The organism is Ferviditalea candida (genome assembly GCF_035282765.1).
Classification (GTDB): Bacteria; Bacillota; Bacilli; order Paenibacillales; family KCTC-25726; genus Ferviditalea; species Ferviditalea candida.
This window is the reverse complement of sequence record NZ_JAYJLD010000018.1, coordinates 37,929-55,360: the sequence shown is the minus strand read 5'-3', so window position 1 is coordinate 55,360 and position 17,432 is coordinate 37,929. Positions and strand designations below refer to the sequence as shown.

Below are 17,432 nucleotides of genomic sequence, written 5' to 3'. Positions count from 1 at the left end.
GAAAATCCATGACCGCGATGTGACTGGCGACAAGTGGGAACAACCACAATGGAGCATCGGGGAATACGGCCGGTCGCCTGGGCAAAAGAGCAACGAATGTGCGCGAGGTATCCGCATTCATGCTCTTTTTTCTTATTGTGCGTAAAAGGGTATACTAATGTTGACTGGGTGAAAGGAGCGAGTGGAGAATGAAAATTGCCTTGGGATCCGACCACGGAGGATATCGGTTGAAGGAAGAAATCAAAAGCTTTGTTCAGTCGTTGGGGCATGATGTTGAGGATGTCGGCTGCGATTGTTCGGATTCGGTGGATTACCCGGACTACGCTCTGCCGGTTTGCCGGAAAGTCGTGGCCGGCGAAGCCGACAGGGGAATTGTGATCTGCGGAACGGGCATCGGCATGAGCATTGCGGCCAATAAGGTGCCCGGCATACGCTGCGCGCTGGTGCATGACATGTTTTCGGCTAAAGCAACCCGTGAGCATAACGATTCCAATGTGCTGGCGATGGGAGAGCGGGTTATCGGTCCCGGCTTGGCGCAGGAAATTGTCAGAGTATGGCTGGAAACGGAATTTTCCGAAGGAGAACGCCACGTCAAGCGTTTGAAAAAAATCAAGACCATGGAAGATGAATATTCGCTCCATCCCTAATTGAAACGACACCCATTGAATTTGTTTTTATTGGAAGATAATTTTCAAGAAGGTGAGCGGTTTATGACGGATATGAAGGCAATCGCGGGAGCTGTCGAAACCATTGGCAGGGAACTGGCTGAAGCGGGCAATCTGGTGAAGGGGCAGATCCTGGTGATCGGCTGCAGTACCAGTGAAATCGTCGGCAGGCATATCGGCACCTCAGGTACGGAGGAAGCGGCTGAGCAGATTTTTCTGGCTGTGGAATCACTGCGCCGGGAGCTCGGGATTTTTACCGCCTTTCAATGCTGCGAGCATCTCAACCGGGCATTGGTTGTTGAGAAAGAACTCATTCGTCATTATCCTCTGCTTGAACAGGTTTCCGCCGTTCCCGTGCCGAAAGCGGGCGGAGCCATGGCAGCCTATGCCTACCGTCACATGCAGGACCCCTGTCTGGTCGAGACGATCCAGGCGCATGCCGGTATCGATATCGGGGAAACTTTGATCGGAATGCATCTGCGGAGGGTGGCCGTGCCCTTTCGTCCAAGCATACGGCAGATCGGTTTGGCCAGCGTGATTGCGGCATATACAAGACCGAAGCTGATCGGCGGGCCCAGAGCGGTGTATACGCTGGAGCAGCAGGCGACGGAGCCGCAATCGGGAAGCTGTTGAGGAATTCCCGAAAAATACATGAATTTATGCATCTTGGAGGAGGAATAGATATGGAACATTTGCGCAAGTCGGATCCGGAAATCATGAAGGCGATGGGACTGGAATTGCAGCGCCAGCAGGATAATATTGAGCTTATCGCATCGGAGAACATCGTAAGCCGGGCGGTTATGGAAGCCATGGGCACGGTGCTGACCAACAAATATGCGGAAGGCTACCCCGGAAAACGTTATTACGGCGGATGCGAATACGTCGATATCGTTGAGGATATTGCCAGGGATCGGGCCAAGCAGCTGTTTGGAGCGGACCATGCCAACGTACAGCCTCATTCCGGCGCACAGGCCAATCTGGCGGTGTATCTTGCCGCTTTGAATCCAGGCGATACGGTATTGGGCATGAACCTGGCCCACGGGGGACATCTGACGCACGGCAGTCCGGTCAACGCTTCGGGACTCTTTTATAACTTTGTGGCTTATGGCGTACGGGAAGATACGTTCATGATCGATTATGACGAAGTGCGAAAGCTGGCCTTCAAACATAGACCGCGGTTGATCGTGGCGGGGGCGAGCGCCTACCCGAGAACGATCGATTTTGAAGCGCTCGGCCAAATCGCCAATGACGTCGGGGCGCTGCTGATGGTCGATATGGCGCATATTGCCGGTTTGGTTGCTGCAGGTCTGCATCCCAATCCGGTGCCTCATGCCCATTTTGTCACGACGACTACACACAAGACTTTGCGCGGACCGCGGGGCGGGATGATTTTGTGCCGGAAACCTTGGGCGCATGCGATCGATAAAGCCGTGTTCCCCGGAACACAGGGCGGTCCCCTGATGCATGTCATCGCGGCCAAAGCGGTAGCTTTCGGTGAAGCGCTCCAGCCGGAGTTCAAGACCTATTCGCAGAATGTGGTCAACAATGCAAAAACACTGGCAGAGGAATTGAATGCCGCAGGTCTGAACATCGTTTCCGGCGGTACAGACAACCACCTGATGCTGATCGATACCCGAAATTTGAACATTACCGGTAAAGATGCCGAGCATTTGCTGGATCAAGTCAAAATTACCGTCAATAAAAATGCGATTCCGTTTGATCCGACCAGCCCCTTTGTCACCAGCGGCATCCGGATCGGGACTCCTGCCGTGACGACACGCGGAATGGGCAGCGGCGAAATGAAAACCATTGCCGAAGTGATTGCCATGACTTTGAAGCATCCGAGCGATTCGTCCGTTCAGGACAAAGCCCGGGGCATGGTGAAAGAGCTGACCGAACGTTTCCCGATTTATGCGGGCTTGTCCTACTGAGGCTGGGTAAATTTAACATTATTTTGCTTATATATATAGTAGAAAAAAATCGGCGGTTTTCCGCCGGTTCTTTTTTTACGACGGGATGAATGATATAATAATCACGGTTTTTCACGTGAATATTCTTTACGGACAAAGAGGGGATGTTAGTGGGGAAGGTAGTCATTTGCGACCATCCTTTAATCCAGCACAAACTGACTTTCATCAGGGATGTTCAGACGAATGTGAAGGAGTTTCGCGAGCTGGTGGACGAAGTGGCCACTCTGATGGCTTACGAAATTACCCGGGAGCTTCCTTTGGAAGATAAGCATGTGCAGACACCGGTGGCCGTCGCAAAAGGCAAGATCATCTCCGGACGGATGCTTGGCCTGATCCCGATCCTGCGGGCCGGACTAGGCATGGTGGACGGAATTTTGAAGCTGATTCCCGCTGCGGAGGTGGGGCATATCGGACTGTATCGCGATCCCTCGACTCTTCAGCCCGTGGAATATTATGTAAAACTTCCGGCGGATGTCCACGAGCGCGAGCTTATCGTGATTGATCCTATGCTTGCTACGGGAGGATCGGCTGCGGCGGCGATCGCCATACTCAAGAAACACGGCTGCACAAAGATCAAATTGATGTGCCTGATCGCGGCGCCCAAAGGTCTGGAGTATATCAGGGCCGAGCATCCGGATGTCGATATTTATACGGCTGCGGTTGATCAGCGGCTGAACGAGCACGGATATATTGTGCCGGGGCTTGGCGATGCCGGGGACCGGTTGTTTGGAACCAAGGCATCGCGATGAAAGAACTTCCATTAAATTGGACGCAAAGATCAATTAAACCGCTTGATGCTTTGCCGCCAAAAGTGAAACTATTTTCAGCGTGAGCCGTAAGAATGCTGGGAGGACACAACTCATGGGCAAGTTAAAAGTCATGACCATTTTCGGAGTGAGGCCGGAAGCAATCAAGATGGCCCCGCTGATTCAGGAATTGCAGCGACGCGATGAACATATTGAAAGCAAAATATGCGTGACCGCTCAGCATCGCCAGATGCTCGATCAGGTGCTGGATATCTTCAAGATCACGCCGGATTACGATTTGAATATTATGCGCGAAAAGCAAACCTTGACGGATACGACCGTCCGGGCTTTGGAAGGATTGGCCGGCGTGTTTGGGCAGGAGCGTCCGGACCTGGTGTTGGTTCACGGAGATACGTTGACCACATTTGTGGCCAGTCTGGCAGCGTATTATCATCAAATTCCGGTCGGACATGTCGAAGCCGGTCTTCGGACATGGGACAAGTATTCCCCGTTTCCGGAGGAATTGAACCGGCAGCTGACGGGGGTGATCGCCGATCTCCATTTTGCGCCGACCGATTGGTCCGCCAATAATTTGAAGCTTGAACATAAACCGGAGAACCGTATTTTCATTACCGGCAACACGGTGGTGGATGCCTTGAAGACCACCTACCGTAAGGATTTTCAGCATCCGATACTGCGTCAGGCGGGAAACGGCAGAATGCTGTTTGTAACGGCGCATCGAAGAGAAAATCTGGGGGAACCGATGCACCGGATGTTTCGGGCCATCCGTCGGTTGGTGGATGACCATCCGGATGTGTTCGCGGTGTATCCCGTGCATCTGAATCCTGTGGTACAGGAAGCTGCGCGGGAAATTTTGGGCGGCCATGACCGCATATTCCTCATCGATCCTGTCGATGTGATCGAAGCGCACAACTTTATTGCCCGCGCCTACATGATACTGACGGATTCGGGGGGGATACAGGAGGAGGCTCCCGCCTTCGGCAAGCCGGTGCTGGTGCTTCGGGACACAACCGAACGGCCGGAGGGATTGGAGGCCGGAACGTTGAAACTGGTGGGCACGGATAAATCGATGATTTATTCGGAGGGCCGCCGGCTGCTGACCGACCAAACCGCCTATGAAGCGATGTCGAGAGCCGCCAATCCTTATGGAGACGGAAAAGCCGCTCAAAGAATCGCCGATGCGATCCTGTATCATTTCGGAATTCATCCGAGACCTCCGGCCCCTTTTAAACCCGAAGCGCATTGAGAAATGCACACCATGCCACGAAAATATTCTCAGTGTCTGGAAATTGCCGAACCGTGACCGCCGTTCCATTACCCGAGTTGGGCGATGATCTGAGGAAAGAAGGCTGTTGTAAATTATAACCGAACGTTATTTGTTCATAAAATCGTTAACATTTCATGCGTTGACAAAAGATATACGTTTCGATAAGATAAGACATGGATTGAACGGCTAATTCTTTCTTATGCTCTTTATAAGCATTCGTTATTTTACGGCGCTTCGCCCCGCGATGTGAATGTATAAATTAGGACAAAGATTGTCATAATTTGTATGGGAGGCTATTCATTGAGCAAATCCAACAACCCTTGGAAAGCAGCCGGATTTGTCGGCTTTATCGGGCTGGATTTATCGTTAATGATGCTCGGTGGATTTTGGCTCGGACGGAATTTGGACAATCGGCTGAACAGCGAACCGGCATTTCTGATCATAGGCGTTTTGACCGGTTTGATTGCAGGCGTCTTCTCGATCGTAAAGATGATCAAAGTGTTTTTTGGAGAGGATTAAATGCTGTCTTTTCAGCCCTATGTTCGTTCTATCTTTTTTGTATCGTTCATGTTTTTACTAATTGCATGTATGATTTGGTTTCTGTTTCCCGCATACCGTCCATTTGCCGGAGGCTATATTTTGGGTGCGGTTTTTAGTGTGTTGAATGGTTTGATCCTCGCTGTCAAAACGGTTCATACCGGCGAATATGCGCTGAAGCAAAGAAGCAGGAGACCGGGCACGGGCTTGCTTCAAAGATTTTTGCTGGCCGGCTTTGCAGGATTTACCGCCTTCAAGTATCCCGCCTTTTTTCATCCAGCAGGGGTGATTCTGGGTTTATCGTCATTAACCGTTTTATCTTTGCTCTTGGCTTTCATTTATTATCTCAAAAAGGATCGTACTACGGCGGAAAGGGGTGAAAAATAGGCTATGGAAGAACATTTGTCGCCGTCATTTACGGCATTTGGCTTGGTGTTTGATGTTTCTACAATTCTCATGACCCTTGTGGCAAGCGTAATCGTCTTTTTGATCATCTTTTTTGCAACCCGCAACCTGACCAGCAGAACGCCCAAAGGAATGCAGAATTTTCTGGAATGGGTAATTGAATTTGTCAGGGGTATTGCCAAACAAAGCATGGATGCGGGAACTGCGGAGCGATTCGTCACTTTGGGTTTGACCTTGTTTTTGTATGTTTTCATTGCAAATCAGCTTGGTTTGCTTTTCAATGTAGTAACCGTACAAACTGCTCCCAATGAATCGATTGGTGTCACTGCGGAATTGCTGCAGCACGCCAAATCGGCCGGTCAAGAAGGGGTGTCGGTATCTTGGTGGAAATCCCCTACGGCTACCGTCAGCATACCGTTTGCTTTGGCGATCATGGTGCTGCTGTATACGCATTGGCTGGGCTTGAGGCAGGGCGCGGGTAAATACGTGAAAAGTTATTTCCAGCCCCACTGGGCTTTGCTTCCCTTGAATATTATTGAAGAGCTGTCCAAATTCCTGTCCTTCCCTTTGCGGTTATTCGGTAATATTTTTGCGGGTGAAGTGCTCATATGGGTGCTTGTTCCTTCGATTCAGGCAGGCGGTATCTCGTACATACTGTCCTTGCCGTTGATTGCTTGGCTCGGGTACTCCATATTCGTAGGATCGATTCAAGCATTCATCTTTACCATGTTGACCATGGTCTACATTGCGCATAGAGTTCACACTCACGAAGCGCACTGACCCTGAAGAAATACAATTTTCCAAGATTGGGCATCAGCCCGCTATTCAGCCATTTTATCAAGGAGGTAAACAAGTTATGGATTTCGCAATTGCAATGGGTATCGTGTTTGGTTTGGCGGCGATCGGTTCCGGTATTGGTATGGGTCTGATTGTCGGTCGTACGATTGAGGGGACTGCTCGTCAGCCTGAGCTTCGTTCCAGCTTAATGGGTCTTATGTTCCTCGGTGTCGGTCTTGTCGACGCACTGCCGATTATCGCAGTCGTTATCGGATTCATGCTCATGGGTAGAGCGCTAGCTTAATCTGGTTATATTTTCATAGGCGAGGGAAAACCTCTCGCCTTTCTTGCGAGAACACATTGATTCGTAGGATACCGTCGTCAGATCTGCAGATATTGTGTATGAAAAGGAGTGAAACACATTGATTTCACTTGGATCGTTGCACCTTGAACTAGGTACGATGCTAGTCCAACTTATCGCTTTCTTGATCCTGCTCTGGCTTGTGCGCGTTTTCGCAATGAAGCCGGCCATGAAAATCATGAATGACCGTCAGGCATATATTGAGAACCAGATTTCCAGTGCCGAACAAACTCGTGATGAAGCTTATCGCCTGGTTGAAGAGCAAAAGAAAATTTTGGCCGATGCCAAGAAAGAAGCCTATGATTTGATTGAAAGCGCCAAAGCGCAAAAAGAGCGCGAAGCGTCGGAAATCCTCAAGGCTGCTCAGCAGCGTGCGGAAAGAATCATTCAAGAGGCCACGGCTGAAATTGAGAACGAGAAGGTTAAAGCGATCGCCGAATTGCGCGATCAAGTCGGAAACCTGTCGGTGATGCTGGCATCGAAAATTCTTGAAAAAGAATTGAATGCGGCTCAGCAGCAAAAGATGATTGACGATTTCCTCAAGCAAGTGGAGGGTCAATTATGAGCGAAGGAGTCATCGCCAGACGGTATGCCCGGGCATTATTTGAATTGGCGCAAGAGCACAATGCTCTCGACGCCGTGGAAGCCGATCTGAAAGTCGTCAATCAAGCGATCGAGGATTCTCCAGAATTTCATAATTTCCTTCTCCATCCGCAAATTGATACGAAAATAAAAAAAGAAAAGATGTCCAACATTTTTTCCGGGAAAATTACGGAGCAGGTTTTTTCTCTGCTGTTATTGCTGCTTGACCGTCGGAGAGAAAATATTTTGTCCGCAATGGTTCAAGAGTTTGTCAAGATGGCCAATGAAGCGCGGAATATCGCCGAAGCCACCTTCGTCTCCGCGGTTCCTCTCAATAGTGAAGAACTCAATGAAGTCGGCGCTCAATTCGGAGAGAAAATCAAGAAGACCTTGCGAGTGGCGAATGTCGTGGATCCTTCGATTATCGGAGGACTGATTGTTCGTATTGATGATCGTTTATATGATGGCAGCGTTAAAAACAAGTTGTCCAAATTCAAGCACAAGCTCTATAGACAGGGGTGAAGTTCCTTGAGTATCAGACCTGAAGAAATCAGCACGCTGATCAAACAGCAAATTGAGCAATATAAAACCGAAATCGAAGTTTCCGAAGTGGGTACCGTTATTCAAATCGGTGACGGTATTGCCCGCGCGCACGGCCTGGACAAAGTGATGGCCGGTGAGCTGTTGGAGTTCTCCAACGGTGTTATGGGCATGGCCCTGAACCTTGAGGAAGACAATGTGGGTATCGTTATCATGGGTCCGTATACGGATATCCGTGAAGGCGACCAAGTCAAACGTACCGGCCGCATTATGGAGGTTCCGGTTGGCGAAGCTCTGCTGGGCCGCGTCGTTAACCCGCTGGGACAGCCTGTGGACGGTAAAGGCCCGATCGAAACAACCCAATTCCGTCCTGTTGAATCTCAAGCGCCTGGCGTCATTGACCGGAAATCCGTATTCGAGCCGATGCAGACCGGTATTAAAGCGATCGATTCAATGATTCCGATCGGCCGCGGACAGCGCGAATTGATTATCGGAGACCGCCAAACCGGTAAAACGGCTATTGCGATCGACACGATCATCAACCAAAAAGGCAATGGCATGATTTGTATTTATGTAGCCATCGGACAGAAGCAGTCCACCGTCGCTCACGTCGTGGAGACGCTCCGCAAACACGGCGCTCTTGATTACACGATCGTGGTTACGGCCAGTGCATCCGAGCCGGCGCCGCTGCTGTTCCTGGCTCCATATTCAGGCTGCTCGATGGGCGAGCATTTCATGTATCAAGGCAAACACGTGCTGGTTGTATATGACGACCTGACCAAACAAGCTGCGGCATACCGCGAGCTTTCCCTGCTGCTGAGACGTCCTCCGGGCCGCGAAGCATATCCCGGTGACGTATTCTATCTGCACTCCCGCTTGCTGGAGCGCGCGGCGAAGCTTAATGACGAACTGGGCGGAGGCTCCTTGACGGCACTTCCGTTTATCGAGACTCAGGCTGGCGACGTTTCCGCCTATATTCCGACGAACGTTATTTCAATTACCGACGGCCAGATCTTCCTGGAGTCCGACTTGTTCTACTCCGGACAGCGACCTGCCGTTAACGTCGGGATTTCCGTATCCCGGGTTGGCAGCGCCGCGCAAATCAAAGCGATGAAGAAAGTTGCCGGTACGCTGAAGCTCGATCTTGCCCAGTATCGTGAGTTGGCGGCATTCGCGCAGTTCGGTTCTGATTTGGATAAAGCCACCCAAGCCCGTTTGAACCGCGGAGCGCGCACCATGGAAATTCTGAAGCAGGGCGTCAACCAGCCGATGCCTGTCGAAAAACAGGTTGTCAGCATTTACTTGGCGATCAAAGGATTCCTTGACGAAATCGAACTGAAAGACATTCAGCGTTTCGAGAAAGAATTCCATTCTTATCTGGAGTCTAATCATCCGGAAATCCTTAAATCGATTGCCGAAGCGAAAGAGATCACAGCCGATAACGAGAAAGCGCTGCAGGATTCGATCGGGAAATTCAAGAAAACCTTTGCGGCATCCGTATAACGGATCGAGATAAATAAGGCTGGCTTTGTTTATAAAGCCGATCCGGATAAATTTTGTTTACACCTTAAGGTGGTGAAAAACGTGGCAAAAGGAATACGCGATATCAAGCGTCAAATCAAAAGCATCAAGGACACCAGGCAGATTACCAAGGCCATGGAAATGGTCGCCGCTTCGAAGCTGAGAAGAGCGCAGCAGGCTGCCGAATCTGCCCGTCCTTACTCGGATAAGATGAAAGAAGTCGTTACCAGTATTGCTTCCGGCTCCAAGGGTGTCAAGCACCCCATGCTGGAGAAGCGGGAAATCAAAAAGACCGGTTATTTGATTGTCACCTCCGACAAGGGTCTTGTCGGGGGATACAATGCAAATTTGCTCCGGAAACTGACGGATACGATTCAGTCCCGGCATAAGTCGAAGGATGAGTATGTCCTGTTCGTTATCGGCAGAAAAGGCCGCGATTACTGCAAGAGAAGAGAATTGCCGATCGTTGAAGAGGTAACCGGCCTGTCCGATTCGCCTAAATTCTCGGATATTAAATCGATAGCTGCATCGGCTGTTAAGAAATTTGCAGAAGGCGCCTATGATGAGTTGTACTTGCTTTACAACAAATTCAACAGCGCAATTTCGCAAACTCCGGTTGAGACCCGTTTGCTGCCGTTGGCCGATATGGCTGAGGAAGGCGTAAAATCGAACTACGAGTATGAACCCTCTCCGGAAGGCGTTCTCGAAACACTATTGCCGCAGTATGCGGAAACTTTGATCTACAGTGCGGTATTGGAAGGCAAGGCCAGCGAATTTGGGGCAAAGATGACGGCGATGGGCAATGCGACAAAGAACGCGACGGAAATGATTAACAAATATACGCTGATTTACAACCGCGCGCGTCAAGCAGCGATCACGCAGGAAATTTCCGAAATTGTCGCCGGCGCGAACGCTTTGGAATAAGCGCTTCATGAACAGTTCTCTATGAGAAAAAGGTAGGAGGTTGCAAAATGAACAAAGGACGCGTTTTATCGGTAACGGGGCCGGTCGTCGACATTGAATTCGAGCGTGGCCAGCTTCCCGACATCTTAAATGCGATCACCATTCAGGACAACTCGGGTCCTCGCGAAATCAATCTGACATTGGAAGTGGCCGTGCATCTGGGTGACAACGTCGCTCGCTGTGTCGCCATGTCCTCTACAGACGGACTTGTTCGCGGTGTCGATGCCCTGGATACAGGCAAGCCGATATCCGTTCCGGTCGGCAATGCGGCATTGGGCCGTGTACTGAACGTGCTGGGTGAGCCGATCGACAAGCAGGGACCTATTCAAACGGAAATGTATCAACCGATTCACAGACCGGCTCCTTCCTTTGAGGAATTATCGGTGGAGCAGGAAATTCTGGAAACCGGAATTAAAGTTATCGACCTGATCGCACCGTATGCGAAGGGCGGTAAAATCGGATTGTTCGGCGGTGCGGGTGTAGGTAAGACCGTTACCATTCAAGAATTGATCAATAACATCGCACAGGAACACGGCGGAATTTCCGTATTCGCGGGCGTTGGAGAAAGAACCCGTGAAGGAAATGACCTGTATCATGAAATGAAAGACTCCGGCGTTATCTCGAAAACGACAATGGTGTTCGGACAGATGAACGAACCGCCGGGTGCGCGTCAGCGCGTTGCTTTGACCGGATTGACGATGGCCGAATATTATCGCGACCATGAAGGAAAAGACGTGCTGCTGTTTATCGACAACATCTTCCGCTTTACCCAAGCTGGTTCGGAGGTTTCCGCTCTGTTGGGACGGATGCCTTCAGCGGTTGGTTATCAGCCGACGCTGGCAACGGAAATGGGTCAGCTGCAGGAACGGATTACTTCCACGAAAAAAGGCTCGGTTACCTCGATCCAAGCGATCTATGTGCCTGCGGACGATTACACCGACCCTGCACCAGCAACGACGTTTGCGCATTTGGATGCAACGACCAACCTTGAACGCCGGATTGCCGAGCTGGGGATTTTCCCGGCGGTAGACCCGCTTGCGTCCTCTTCAAGGATCCTTACCCCCGAGATCGTCGGGGATGATCATTATCAAGTTGCGCAAGGTGTGAAAAGAATTCTTCAGCGTTATAAAGAATTGCAGGATATCATTGCCATCCTGGGTATGGATGAGCTGTCCGACGAAGACAAACTGACGGTTCAGCGCGCCAGAAAAATCGAACGTTTCTTATCGCAGCCGTTCCACGTCGCCGAGCAATTTACGGGCATCAAAGGTGTCTACGTTCCGGTTAAAGAAACGGTTCGCAGCTTCAAAGAAATTCTTGAAGGCAAGCACGACAACCTTCCGGAAGCGGCATTCATGTATGTTGGAACGATTGAAGAAGCCGTTGAGAAAGCGAAGACGTTGTAGCAGGCAGCAGCCTGACTCCGAAGTGAAGAGGGTTTTCTGCGGTTAGAAATCCGGAAAGCTCAATGGAGGTATGACAATGAGCAGTTTTATCCTGGAAATCGTAACTCCGGAACGAAAAGTATACGAGAAGGAAGCCGAAATGGTGGTCGCCAAAGGAGTAGCCGGCGAAATGGGTATTCTGGCAAACCACATTCCGCTTGTCACTCCGCTTAAAATCGCAACGGTAAAAGCGAAAAGAGAGAATGGCGAAGAACTGATCGCCGTACACGGGGGCTTTATGGAAGTGCGCAAGGACCGCGTCGTTATTCTCGCGGAAACAGCCGAACTTCCTGAGGAAATTGACGTTCAGCGCGCGCTGGCTGCAAAAGAGCGGGCTGAGAATCGTCTTTCCGCCAAGCAGGAAGATTTGGATTACCGCAGAGCGGAAATCGCTCTGCAAAAAGCGTTGACCCGGATTAAAGCCAGCGGAAAAAGCATATGATTTGAAGAATAAAAGAAGCAGGGGGGAAACTCGATGAATTCCCTTGCTTCTTGTTTTTTGTGTCTGTTTTGCTATAATTATGGAAGTGCTCGGAGCAGTATTTTCATAAATGTCGAAAAATCTATAGGGAGGGTATGATGGACTCGTATTTGAACAATTACGTGATCGTCGCCATCTTTTTGGCATTGGCCATATTTTTGCCGATTGCAGCCCTGACATTGGGACGTTTTCTGCGTCCGAACAAACCGAACAGCGAAAAAGCGACAACCTATGAAAGCGGGAATGAACCGATGGGAGAAAGTCATGTCAGGTTTAATATCCGCTATTATCTGTTTGCGCTGATGTTTGTCGTTTTTGATGTGGAGACTGTATTCTTGTATCCCTGGGCGGTCGCATACCGCCATTTGGGTCTATTTGCATTAATCGAGATGCTCATTTTCGTCTCCTTGTTAATCGTAGGCTTATTATATGCTTGGAAAAAGAAGGTGCTGCAATGGAATTCGATTTAGGATCGGTAACGCCTGAAGAGCGGGAAGAACTGCAGAGGAACGTTTTTCTGGGAACCCTGGAGCAGATCAAGGGTTGGGCGAGAAGCAATTCCTTGTGGCCTCTTACCTTCGGGTTGGCTTGCTGTGCCATTGAAATGATGGGAACCGGTGCTTCTCACTACGATTTGGACCGCTTTGGCGTTATTTTTCGGACGTCGCCCCGCCAGTCCGATGTCATGATCGTTGCCGGTACGGTGACAAAGAAGATGGGGCCGCTGCTGAGAAGGCTGTACGACCAGATGCCGGAACCGAAATGGGTAATTGCCATGGGTTCCTGCGCAACTGCCGGGGGACCGTATGTCAGATCTTATTCGGTCGTGAAGGGCGTAGATCAGATCGTTCCTGTGGATGTGTATATACCGGGCTGTCCGCCCAATCCCGCGGCATTGATTTACGGGATCAACAAGCTTCAGGAGAAAATCCGATACGAGGCCAAAACCGGTAAGCGGGTGACGAACGTATGAGTGATGAGAATAAAAAAATCGACAATATCGACGGAAAATCGACTCCTTCGGAAGAAACCGTTGAGAGGATAGAACAGATACAAGCAGCCGATCCGAAGGTGCAAACAACTTCCGAGCCCTCTGATCCTCCGGCGGCCGAATTGCAGGAGCAGCAGGAGAAGGAAGAGAAGGCCAAAGCCGCTGCGAAGGCTCGGGAAGAACGGGCCAAAGCGCGGGCAGCCAAGCAGGAAGCCGCGGAGCCTTCGGAAGAGAAGCCGAAAGAGCCGTCACGTAACCAGCCAAGGCTGGATCGGGCGGTGCAGCTGATTAAAGAAAACATTTCTGAAGCAGCCGTGGAGGAGGCTTTTATCAATGAGCGTGACCGAGATCTTCCTTATCTTATTATAAAACCTCAATTCTGGACGGAATGTGCTGCTTTATTAAAAGACCATGAAGAGTTGCAGCTGAATTATCTGCGGAATGTATCCGGCACTGATCAGGAAAGTCACTTGGAAGTCGCGTATCATCTGGTTTCGCTGTCCACAAAGCAGGAATTTTGCGTCAAAATCAAAACCGATCGAGATCAGCCGTCGATTCCTTCCGCAGTGGATGCTTGGAGCACGGCCAACTGGAACGAGAGGGAAATCTACGATCTGTTGGGCATCGTTTTTACGGGGCATCCGGATTTGCGAAGAATCATGATGCCCGATGATTGGGTAGGGCATCCTTTGCGTAAGGATTATATACCCATCGACCCGGAGGTGTAATAGACATTGGTTCGTACCGAAGAGTTATTGCTGAATGTGGGACCGCAGCATCCAAGCACGCACGGTGTGCTTAGGATCGTCGTTAAATTGGACGGGGAAGTGATCACGGAAGCCGACCCGGTGATCGGATATTTGCACAGAGGAACGGAAAAATTGGCGGAAGGCCTGAATTATACGCAGATCATTCCGTACACCGATCGCATGGACTATGTATCGGCGATGACCAATAACTATGTGCTGGTGAATGCCGTGGAGACCTTGATGGGTCTTGAGATTCCGGAAAAAGCCGAGTTTCTGCGCCTGATCGTCATGGAGCTTCAGCGCATTGCCAGCCATCTGGTTTGGTGGGGCACGTATTTATTGGATATCGGCGCGATGACTCCATTTTTGTTTGCGTTCAAGGATCGCGAGATCATTATCAATTTGTTTAATGAATTAAGCGGTGCCAGATTGACCTATTTTTATATGCGGGTCGGCGGGGTCAAATGGGACGCTCCGGACGGCTGGATCGAGAAGGTTCGGGATTTCATTCCCTACATGCGCGGCAGACTCGGGGAATATGAGGATTTGGTCGGAGGCAATGAAATTTTTCTTGCTCGGATTAAAGGTGTCGGAGCCTATGATGCGCAAACCGCGATTGACTACGGGTTGAGCGGTGCGAACCTGCGAAGCGCAGGGGTCAAATGGGATTTGCGAAAAGACCAGCCTTACAGCCTGTACGATCGGTTCGAATTTGACGTCCCGGTCGGACGCAACGGGGACTGCTATGACAGATACACGGTTCGAATGGAAGAAATCCGGCAAAGCTTGAGAATTTTGGAACAAGCGGTCGAACAATTTCCCCATGAAGGGGAAATTATGGGGAAGGTGCCTAGAGTCATCCGCCCGCCGGAAGGCGAAGTTTACTCCCGCATTGAATCGCCCCGCGGAGAGATCGGGTGCTATATCGTTTCCAAAGGCAAGGCGGAGCCTTACAGGCTGAAATTCCGAAGACCTTCCTTTGTAAACCTGCAAATTCTTCCGAAGCTGCTGATTGGTGAGAGCATGACGAACTTGGTTACGATTTTGGGTTCGATTGATATTGTCCTCGGGGAGGTGGACTGCTGATGAGTTCCCTGCTGCAACACAGTCTCACTTGGGGCACGTTCGGCTTGATGCTGCTGGCCGGCATCGTGATGCTGCTGGCGGTATTGGGCTTTGTGACCTATGCGATATATTTTGAACGAAAAGTTATCGGCTGGATGCAGCTCCGCATCGGTCCCAACCGGGTTGGGCCGCTGGGATTGCTGCAGTCGGTAGCCGATGTTTTGAAGCTGCTGATTAAAGAAGATACGATACCGAAAAAAGCGGAGCGTGATTTGTTTATTCTCGCTCCCGTTATTACGTTCGTTCCATCGTTTACCGTCTTGGCCACGATCCCTTATACACCGACGATCCACTTCGCCAATTTGGATGTAGGTGTCCTATTCTATGTGGCGCTTTCCGGAATTTCCACAATCGGCATCGTTCTCGGCGGGTGGGCTTCCAACAACAAATACGCCCTCCTCGGCGGAATGCGTTCCGCTGCGCAAATGATCAGCTACGAAATTCCGCTGGTCATTTCTGTGGTTGGCGTGATTCTGCTGAGCGGAAGCATGAATCTGCAGACCATCGTGGAGCATCAGGCAGGCTGGTTCTGGCAGTGGAACTTTGTGCCGCAAATTCTCGGGTTTATCGTATTCATCATTGCAGGAATATCCGAATTGAACAGAACGCCGTTTGATTTGCCGGAAGCCGAATCGGAGCTCGTTGCCGGCTATCATGTGGAATACAGCGGCTTCCGATTTGCTTTCTTTATGCTGGCGGAATATGTATACGTAGCTGCCATCGCCGCGCTGACAACCGCGATGTTCCTTGGCGGATGGCATGCACCGGCGCCGTTTCTGGAGTTTATCCCGGGCTTCGTTTGGTTTTTGCTCAAATTCAGCTTTATCGTATTTACGCTGTTCTGGATCCGTGCCACGATGCCGCGTATACGCGCAGACCAATTGATGGGACTGGGCTGGAAATGGCTTTTGCCGATCTCGCTGATTAACGTGTTTATTACAGCAATTTTTATGGAATTCGTGAAATAATGAATAAAGAAGGGGTGAATGCAGATGAAGGGATTGGTCAAGGGTTTGGGCGTCACCTTTAAGAATCTCGCTCAAAAAAAAGTGACGTATGCTTACCCCGATGAACCTCTTGAAATGCCTGACCGTTTTCGGGGAATACAGCATTTTGACCCTGAAAAATGCATTGTATGCAATCAATGCGCCAGAATCTGCCCGACCCAGTGTATTTCACTGACGGGTAAACCGAATCCGGACCCGGAGAAAAAAGGCAAAGTGATCGATACGTACGATATAAATTTTGAAATATGCATTTTATGCGATCTTTGCACTGAGGTATGTCCGACCGAAGCCATTGTAATGACCAACAACTTTGAACTTTCCACCTACAGCAGGGATGAACTGTTCAAGAACATGGAGTGGTTGAACAGCAATAATACGAATGTCCGCAAAGAGAACAGTTTAAATGCTCCTTCTAAAGCTAAAGGAGGCGCTAATTAAGCCATGAACAATTTTTTGCAATTTTTCAGCCAGGGTGAGAATATCGCCTTTGCCGTATTTGCGGTTTGCATCATCAGCGGCGCGATTTTTATGATCAATTTTACAAAGGTCGTGCACATGGTGCTTTCCCTGGCATTCACTTTTATCAGTTTGGCCGGACTGTATATTCTGCTGCAGGCTGAATTCGTCGCATTTGTCCAAGTGCTCATCTATGCGGGCGCCATCTCTATTCTGATGATTTTCGGGATCATGATGACGAAGCATCAAACCGAGGAGGAGCAGCCGAAGCGGCCAATGCATTCCCTGTTTCTCTTAATCGGCGTGATCGGGCTGTTGGGGATTCTGTTTTATGCGATTCAAAATGCTCCATTCCCCGCACCTGGGAACTTCCAGCCCGGAGAGAGCAATACGCAGGCAATCGGTGAATTGATTTTCAATCAATATGTCATACCGTTCGAGCTGATTTCCGTGCTATTGACGGTAGCCTTTATCGGTGCGATTATCCTTGCCAAGAGGGAGGATGAGTAAGATGAACATCATTTCTTCTTATTTGATATTGGGCGCTATTTTGTTTTGTATCGGATTGTACGGAGCTCTTTCCAAAAAAAATGCCGTGATCGTACTGTTGTCCATTGAGCTGATGCTGAATGCGGTCAATTTGAATCTGGTCGCCTTTGCCAAGCTTGGGCTGCATCCTTCGCTGACCGGACAGATTTTCTCCTTGTTCAATATCACAGTGGCTGCCGCCGAGGCGGCGGTGGGCATCGCTATACTAATTGCCTTGTATCGCAACAAAGGAACGTCCGATGTCATCGATATGGATTCAATGAAGCGTTAATCA

General features: G+C 50.0%; 23 protein-coding genes and 1 riboswitch. All 23 genes read left to right on the top strand.

Annotated features, from left to right (window positions below; translation table 11 throughout):
* Positions 1–9: 9 nt before the first annotated feature.
* A riboswitch (ZMP/ZTP riboswitch) is annotated at positions 10–90 on the top strand.
* 98 nt (positions 91–188) lie between these two features.
* Complete coding sequence (gene rpiB, locus VF724_RS12825; RefSeq protein ID WP_371754651.1) at positions 189–647, top strand: ribose 5-phosphate isomerase B; 459 nt, start codon at positions 189–191, stop codon at positions 645–647.
* Positions 648–710: 63 nt separating this feature from the next.
* Positions 711–1,298, top strand: a complete 588-nt coding sequence (locus VF724_RS12820) for a TIGR01440 family protein (protein WP_371754650.1) — start codon at positions 711–713, stop codon at positions 1,296–1,298.
* Positions 1,299–1,348: 50 nt separating this feature from the next.
* On the top strand, positions 1,349–2,596 hold the full coding sequence (gene glyA, locus VF724_RS12815; protein ID WP_371754649.1) for a serine hydroxymethyltransferase: 1,248 nt from the start codon (positions 1,349–1,351) through the stop codon (positions 2,594–2,596).
* Between the two features lie 149 nt (positions 2,597–2,745).
* Positions 2,746–3,384 carry a uracil phosphoribosyltransferase gene (upp, locus tag VF724_RS12810; protein ID WP_371754648.1) on the top strand — a complete coding sequence of 213 codons (639 nt, stop codon included), beginning with the start codon at positions 2,746–2,748 and terminating at the stop codon, positions 3,382–3,384.
* A 112-nt stretch (positions 3,385–3,496) separates the two neighbouring features.
* Positions 3,497–4,648 (top strand): non-hydrolyzing UDP-N-acetylglucosamine 2-epimerase, encoded by a 1,152-nt coding sequence (gene wecB / locus VF724_RS12805; protein ID WP_371754647.1) that lies wholly within the window; start codon positions 3,497–3,499, stop codon positions 4,646–4,648.
* Between the two features lie 321 nt (positions 4,649–4,969).
* Complete coding sequence (locus tag VF724_RS12800) at positions 4,970–5,188, top strand: AtpZ/AtpI family protein (RefSeq protein ID WP_371754646.1); 219 nt, start codon at positions 4,970–4,972, stop codon at positions 5,186–5,188.
* Complete coding sequence (locus VF724_RS12795) at positions 5,189–5,593, top strand: ATP synthase subunit I (RefSeq protein WP_371754645.1); 405 nt, start codon at positions 5,189–5,191, stop codon at positions 5,591–5,593. It abuts the gene before it with no gap.
* A gap of 3 nt (positions 5,594–5,596) precedes the next feature.
* The gene (gene atpB / locus VF724_RS12790) at positions 5,597–6,391 is read left to right on the top strand and encodes a F0F1 ATP synthase subunit A (RefSeq protein WP_371754644.1); all 795 of its coding nucleotides are present in this window, start codon (positions 5,597–5,599) and stop codon (positions 6,389–6,391) included.
* A gap of 76 nt (positions 6,392–6,467) precedes the next feature.
* Positions 6,468–6,692 carry a F0F1 ATP synthase subunit C gene (atpE, locus tag VF724_RS12785; protein ID WP_371754643.1) on the top strand — a complete coding sequence of 75 codons (225 nt, stop codon included), beginning with the start codon at positions 6,468–6,470 and terminating at the stop codon, positions 6,690–6,692.
* 118 nt (positions 6,693–6,810) lie between these two features.
* Positions 6,811–7,314 carry a F0F1 ATP synthase subunit B gene (atpF, locus tag VF724_RS12780; protein WP_371754642.1) on the top strand — a complete coding sequence of 168 codons (504 nt, stop codon included), beginning with the start codon at positions 6,811–6,813 and terminating at the stop codon, positions 7,312–7,314.
* Positions 7,311–7,853 (top strand): F0F1 ATP synthase subunit delta, encoded by a 543-nt coding sequence (locus VF724_RS12775; protein WP_371754641.1) that lies wholly within the window; start codon positions 7,311–7,313, stop codon positions 7,851–7,853. Before atpF ends, VF724_RS12775 begins: the two co-directional genes overlap by 4 nt.
* A 6-nt stretch (positions 7,854–7,859) precedes the next feature.
* A complete protein-coding gene (gene atpA / locus VF724_RS12770) occupies positions 7,860–9,374 on the top strand; it encodes a F0F1 ATP synthase subunit alpha (RefSeq protein WP_371754640.1) in 1,515 nt (504 codons plus the stop codon).
* An 81-nt stretch (positions 9,375–9,455) separates the two neighbouring features.
* Positions 9,456–10,316 (top strand): ATP synthase F1 subunit gamma, encoded by an 861-nt coding sequence (gene atpG / locus VF724_RS12765; RefSeq protein ID WP_371754639.1) that lies wholly within the window; start codon positions 9,456–9,458, stop codon positions 10,314–10,316.
* A gap of 47 nt (positions 10,317–10,363) precedes the next feature.
* Positions 10,364–11,761 carry a F0F1 ATP synthase subunit beta gene (gene atpD / locus VF724_RS12760; protein WP_371754638.1) on the top strand — a complete coding sequence of 466 codons (1,398 nt, stop codon included), beginning with the start codon at positions 10,364–10,366 and terminating at the stop codon, positions 11,759–11,761.
* Between the two features lie 76 nt (positions 11,762–11,837).
* Positions 11,838–12,242 (top strand): F0F1 ATP synthase subunit epsilon, encoded by a 405-nt coding sequence (locus VF724_RS12755; RefSeq protein ID WP_371754637.1) that lies wholly within the window; start codon positions 11,838–11,840, stop codon positions 12,240–12,242.
* Between the two features lie 137 nt (positions 12,243–12,379).
* On the top strand, positions 12,380–12,751 hold the full coding sequence (locus VF724_RS12750) for an NADH-quinone oxidoreductase subunit A (RefSeq protein WP_371754636.1): 372 nt from the start codon (positions 12,380–12,382) through the stop codon (positions 12,749–12,751).
* On the top strand, positions 12,736–13,254 hold the full coding sequence (locus tag VF724_RS12745; protein ID WP_371754635.1) for a NuoB/complex I 20 kDa subunit family protein: 519 nt from the start codon (positions 12,736–12,738) through the stop codon (positions 13,252–13,254). Before VF724_RS12750 ends, VF724_RS12745 begins: the two co-directional genes overlap by 16 nt.
* Entirely contained in the window at positions 13,251–14,000 is a 750-nt protein-coding gene (locus VF724_RS12740; protein ID WP_371754634.1) for an NADH-quinone oxidoreductase subunit C, read from the top strand. Before VF724_RS12745 ends, VF724_RS12740 begins: the two co-directional genes overlap by 4 nt.
* A gap of 6 nt (positions 14,001–14,006) precedes the next feature.
* Positions 14,007–15,107, top strand: a complete 1,101-nt coding sequence (locus VF724_RS12735) for an NADH-quinone oxidoreductase subunit D (protein WP_371754633.1) — start codon at positions 14,007–14,009, stop codon at positions 15,105–15,107.
* Entirely contained in the window at positions 15,107–16,114 is a 1,008-nt protein-coding gene (gene nuoH / locus VF724_RS12730; protein WP_371754632.1) for an NADH-quinone oxidoreductase subunit NuoH, read from the top strand. Before VF724_RS12735 ends, nuoH begins: the two co-directional genes overlap by 1 nt.
* 24 nt (positions 16,115–16,138) lie before the next feature.
* The gene (nuoI, locus tag VF724_RS12725; RefSeq protein WP_371754631.1) at positions 16,139–16,591 is read left to right on the top strand and encodes an NADH-quinone oxidoreductase subunit NuoI; all 453 of its coding nucleotides are present in this window, start codon (positions 16,139–16,141) and stop codon (positions 16,589–16,591) included.
* A gap of 3 nt (positions 16,592–16,594) precedes the next feature.
* Positions 16,595–17,119 carry an NADH-quinone oxidoreductase subunit J gene (locus VF724_RS12720; RefSeq protein WP_371754630.1) on the top strand — a complete coding sequence of 175 codons (525 nt, stop codon included), beginning with the start codon at positions 16,595–16,597 and terminating at the stop codon, positions 17,117–17,119.
* Between the two features lies 1 nt (position 17,120).
* Positions 17,121–17,429: an NADH-quinone oxidoreductase subunit NuoK gene (nuoK, locus tag VF724_RS12715; RefSeq protein WP_371754629.1), complete on the top strand. Its 309-nt coding sequence runs from the start codon at positions 17,121–17,123 to the stop codon at positions 17,427–17,429.
* Positions 17,430–17,432: the final 3 nt, after the last annotated feature.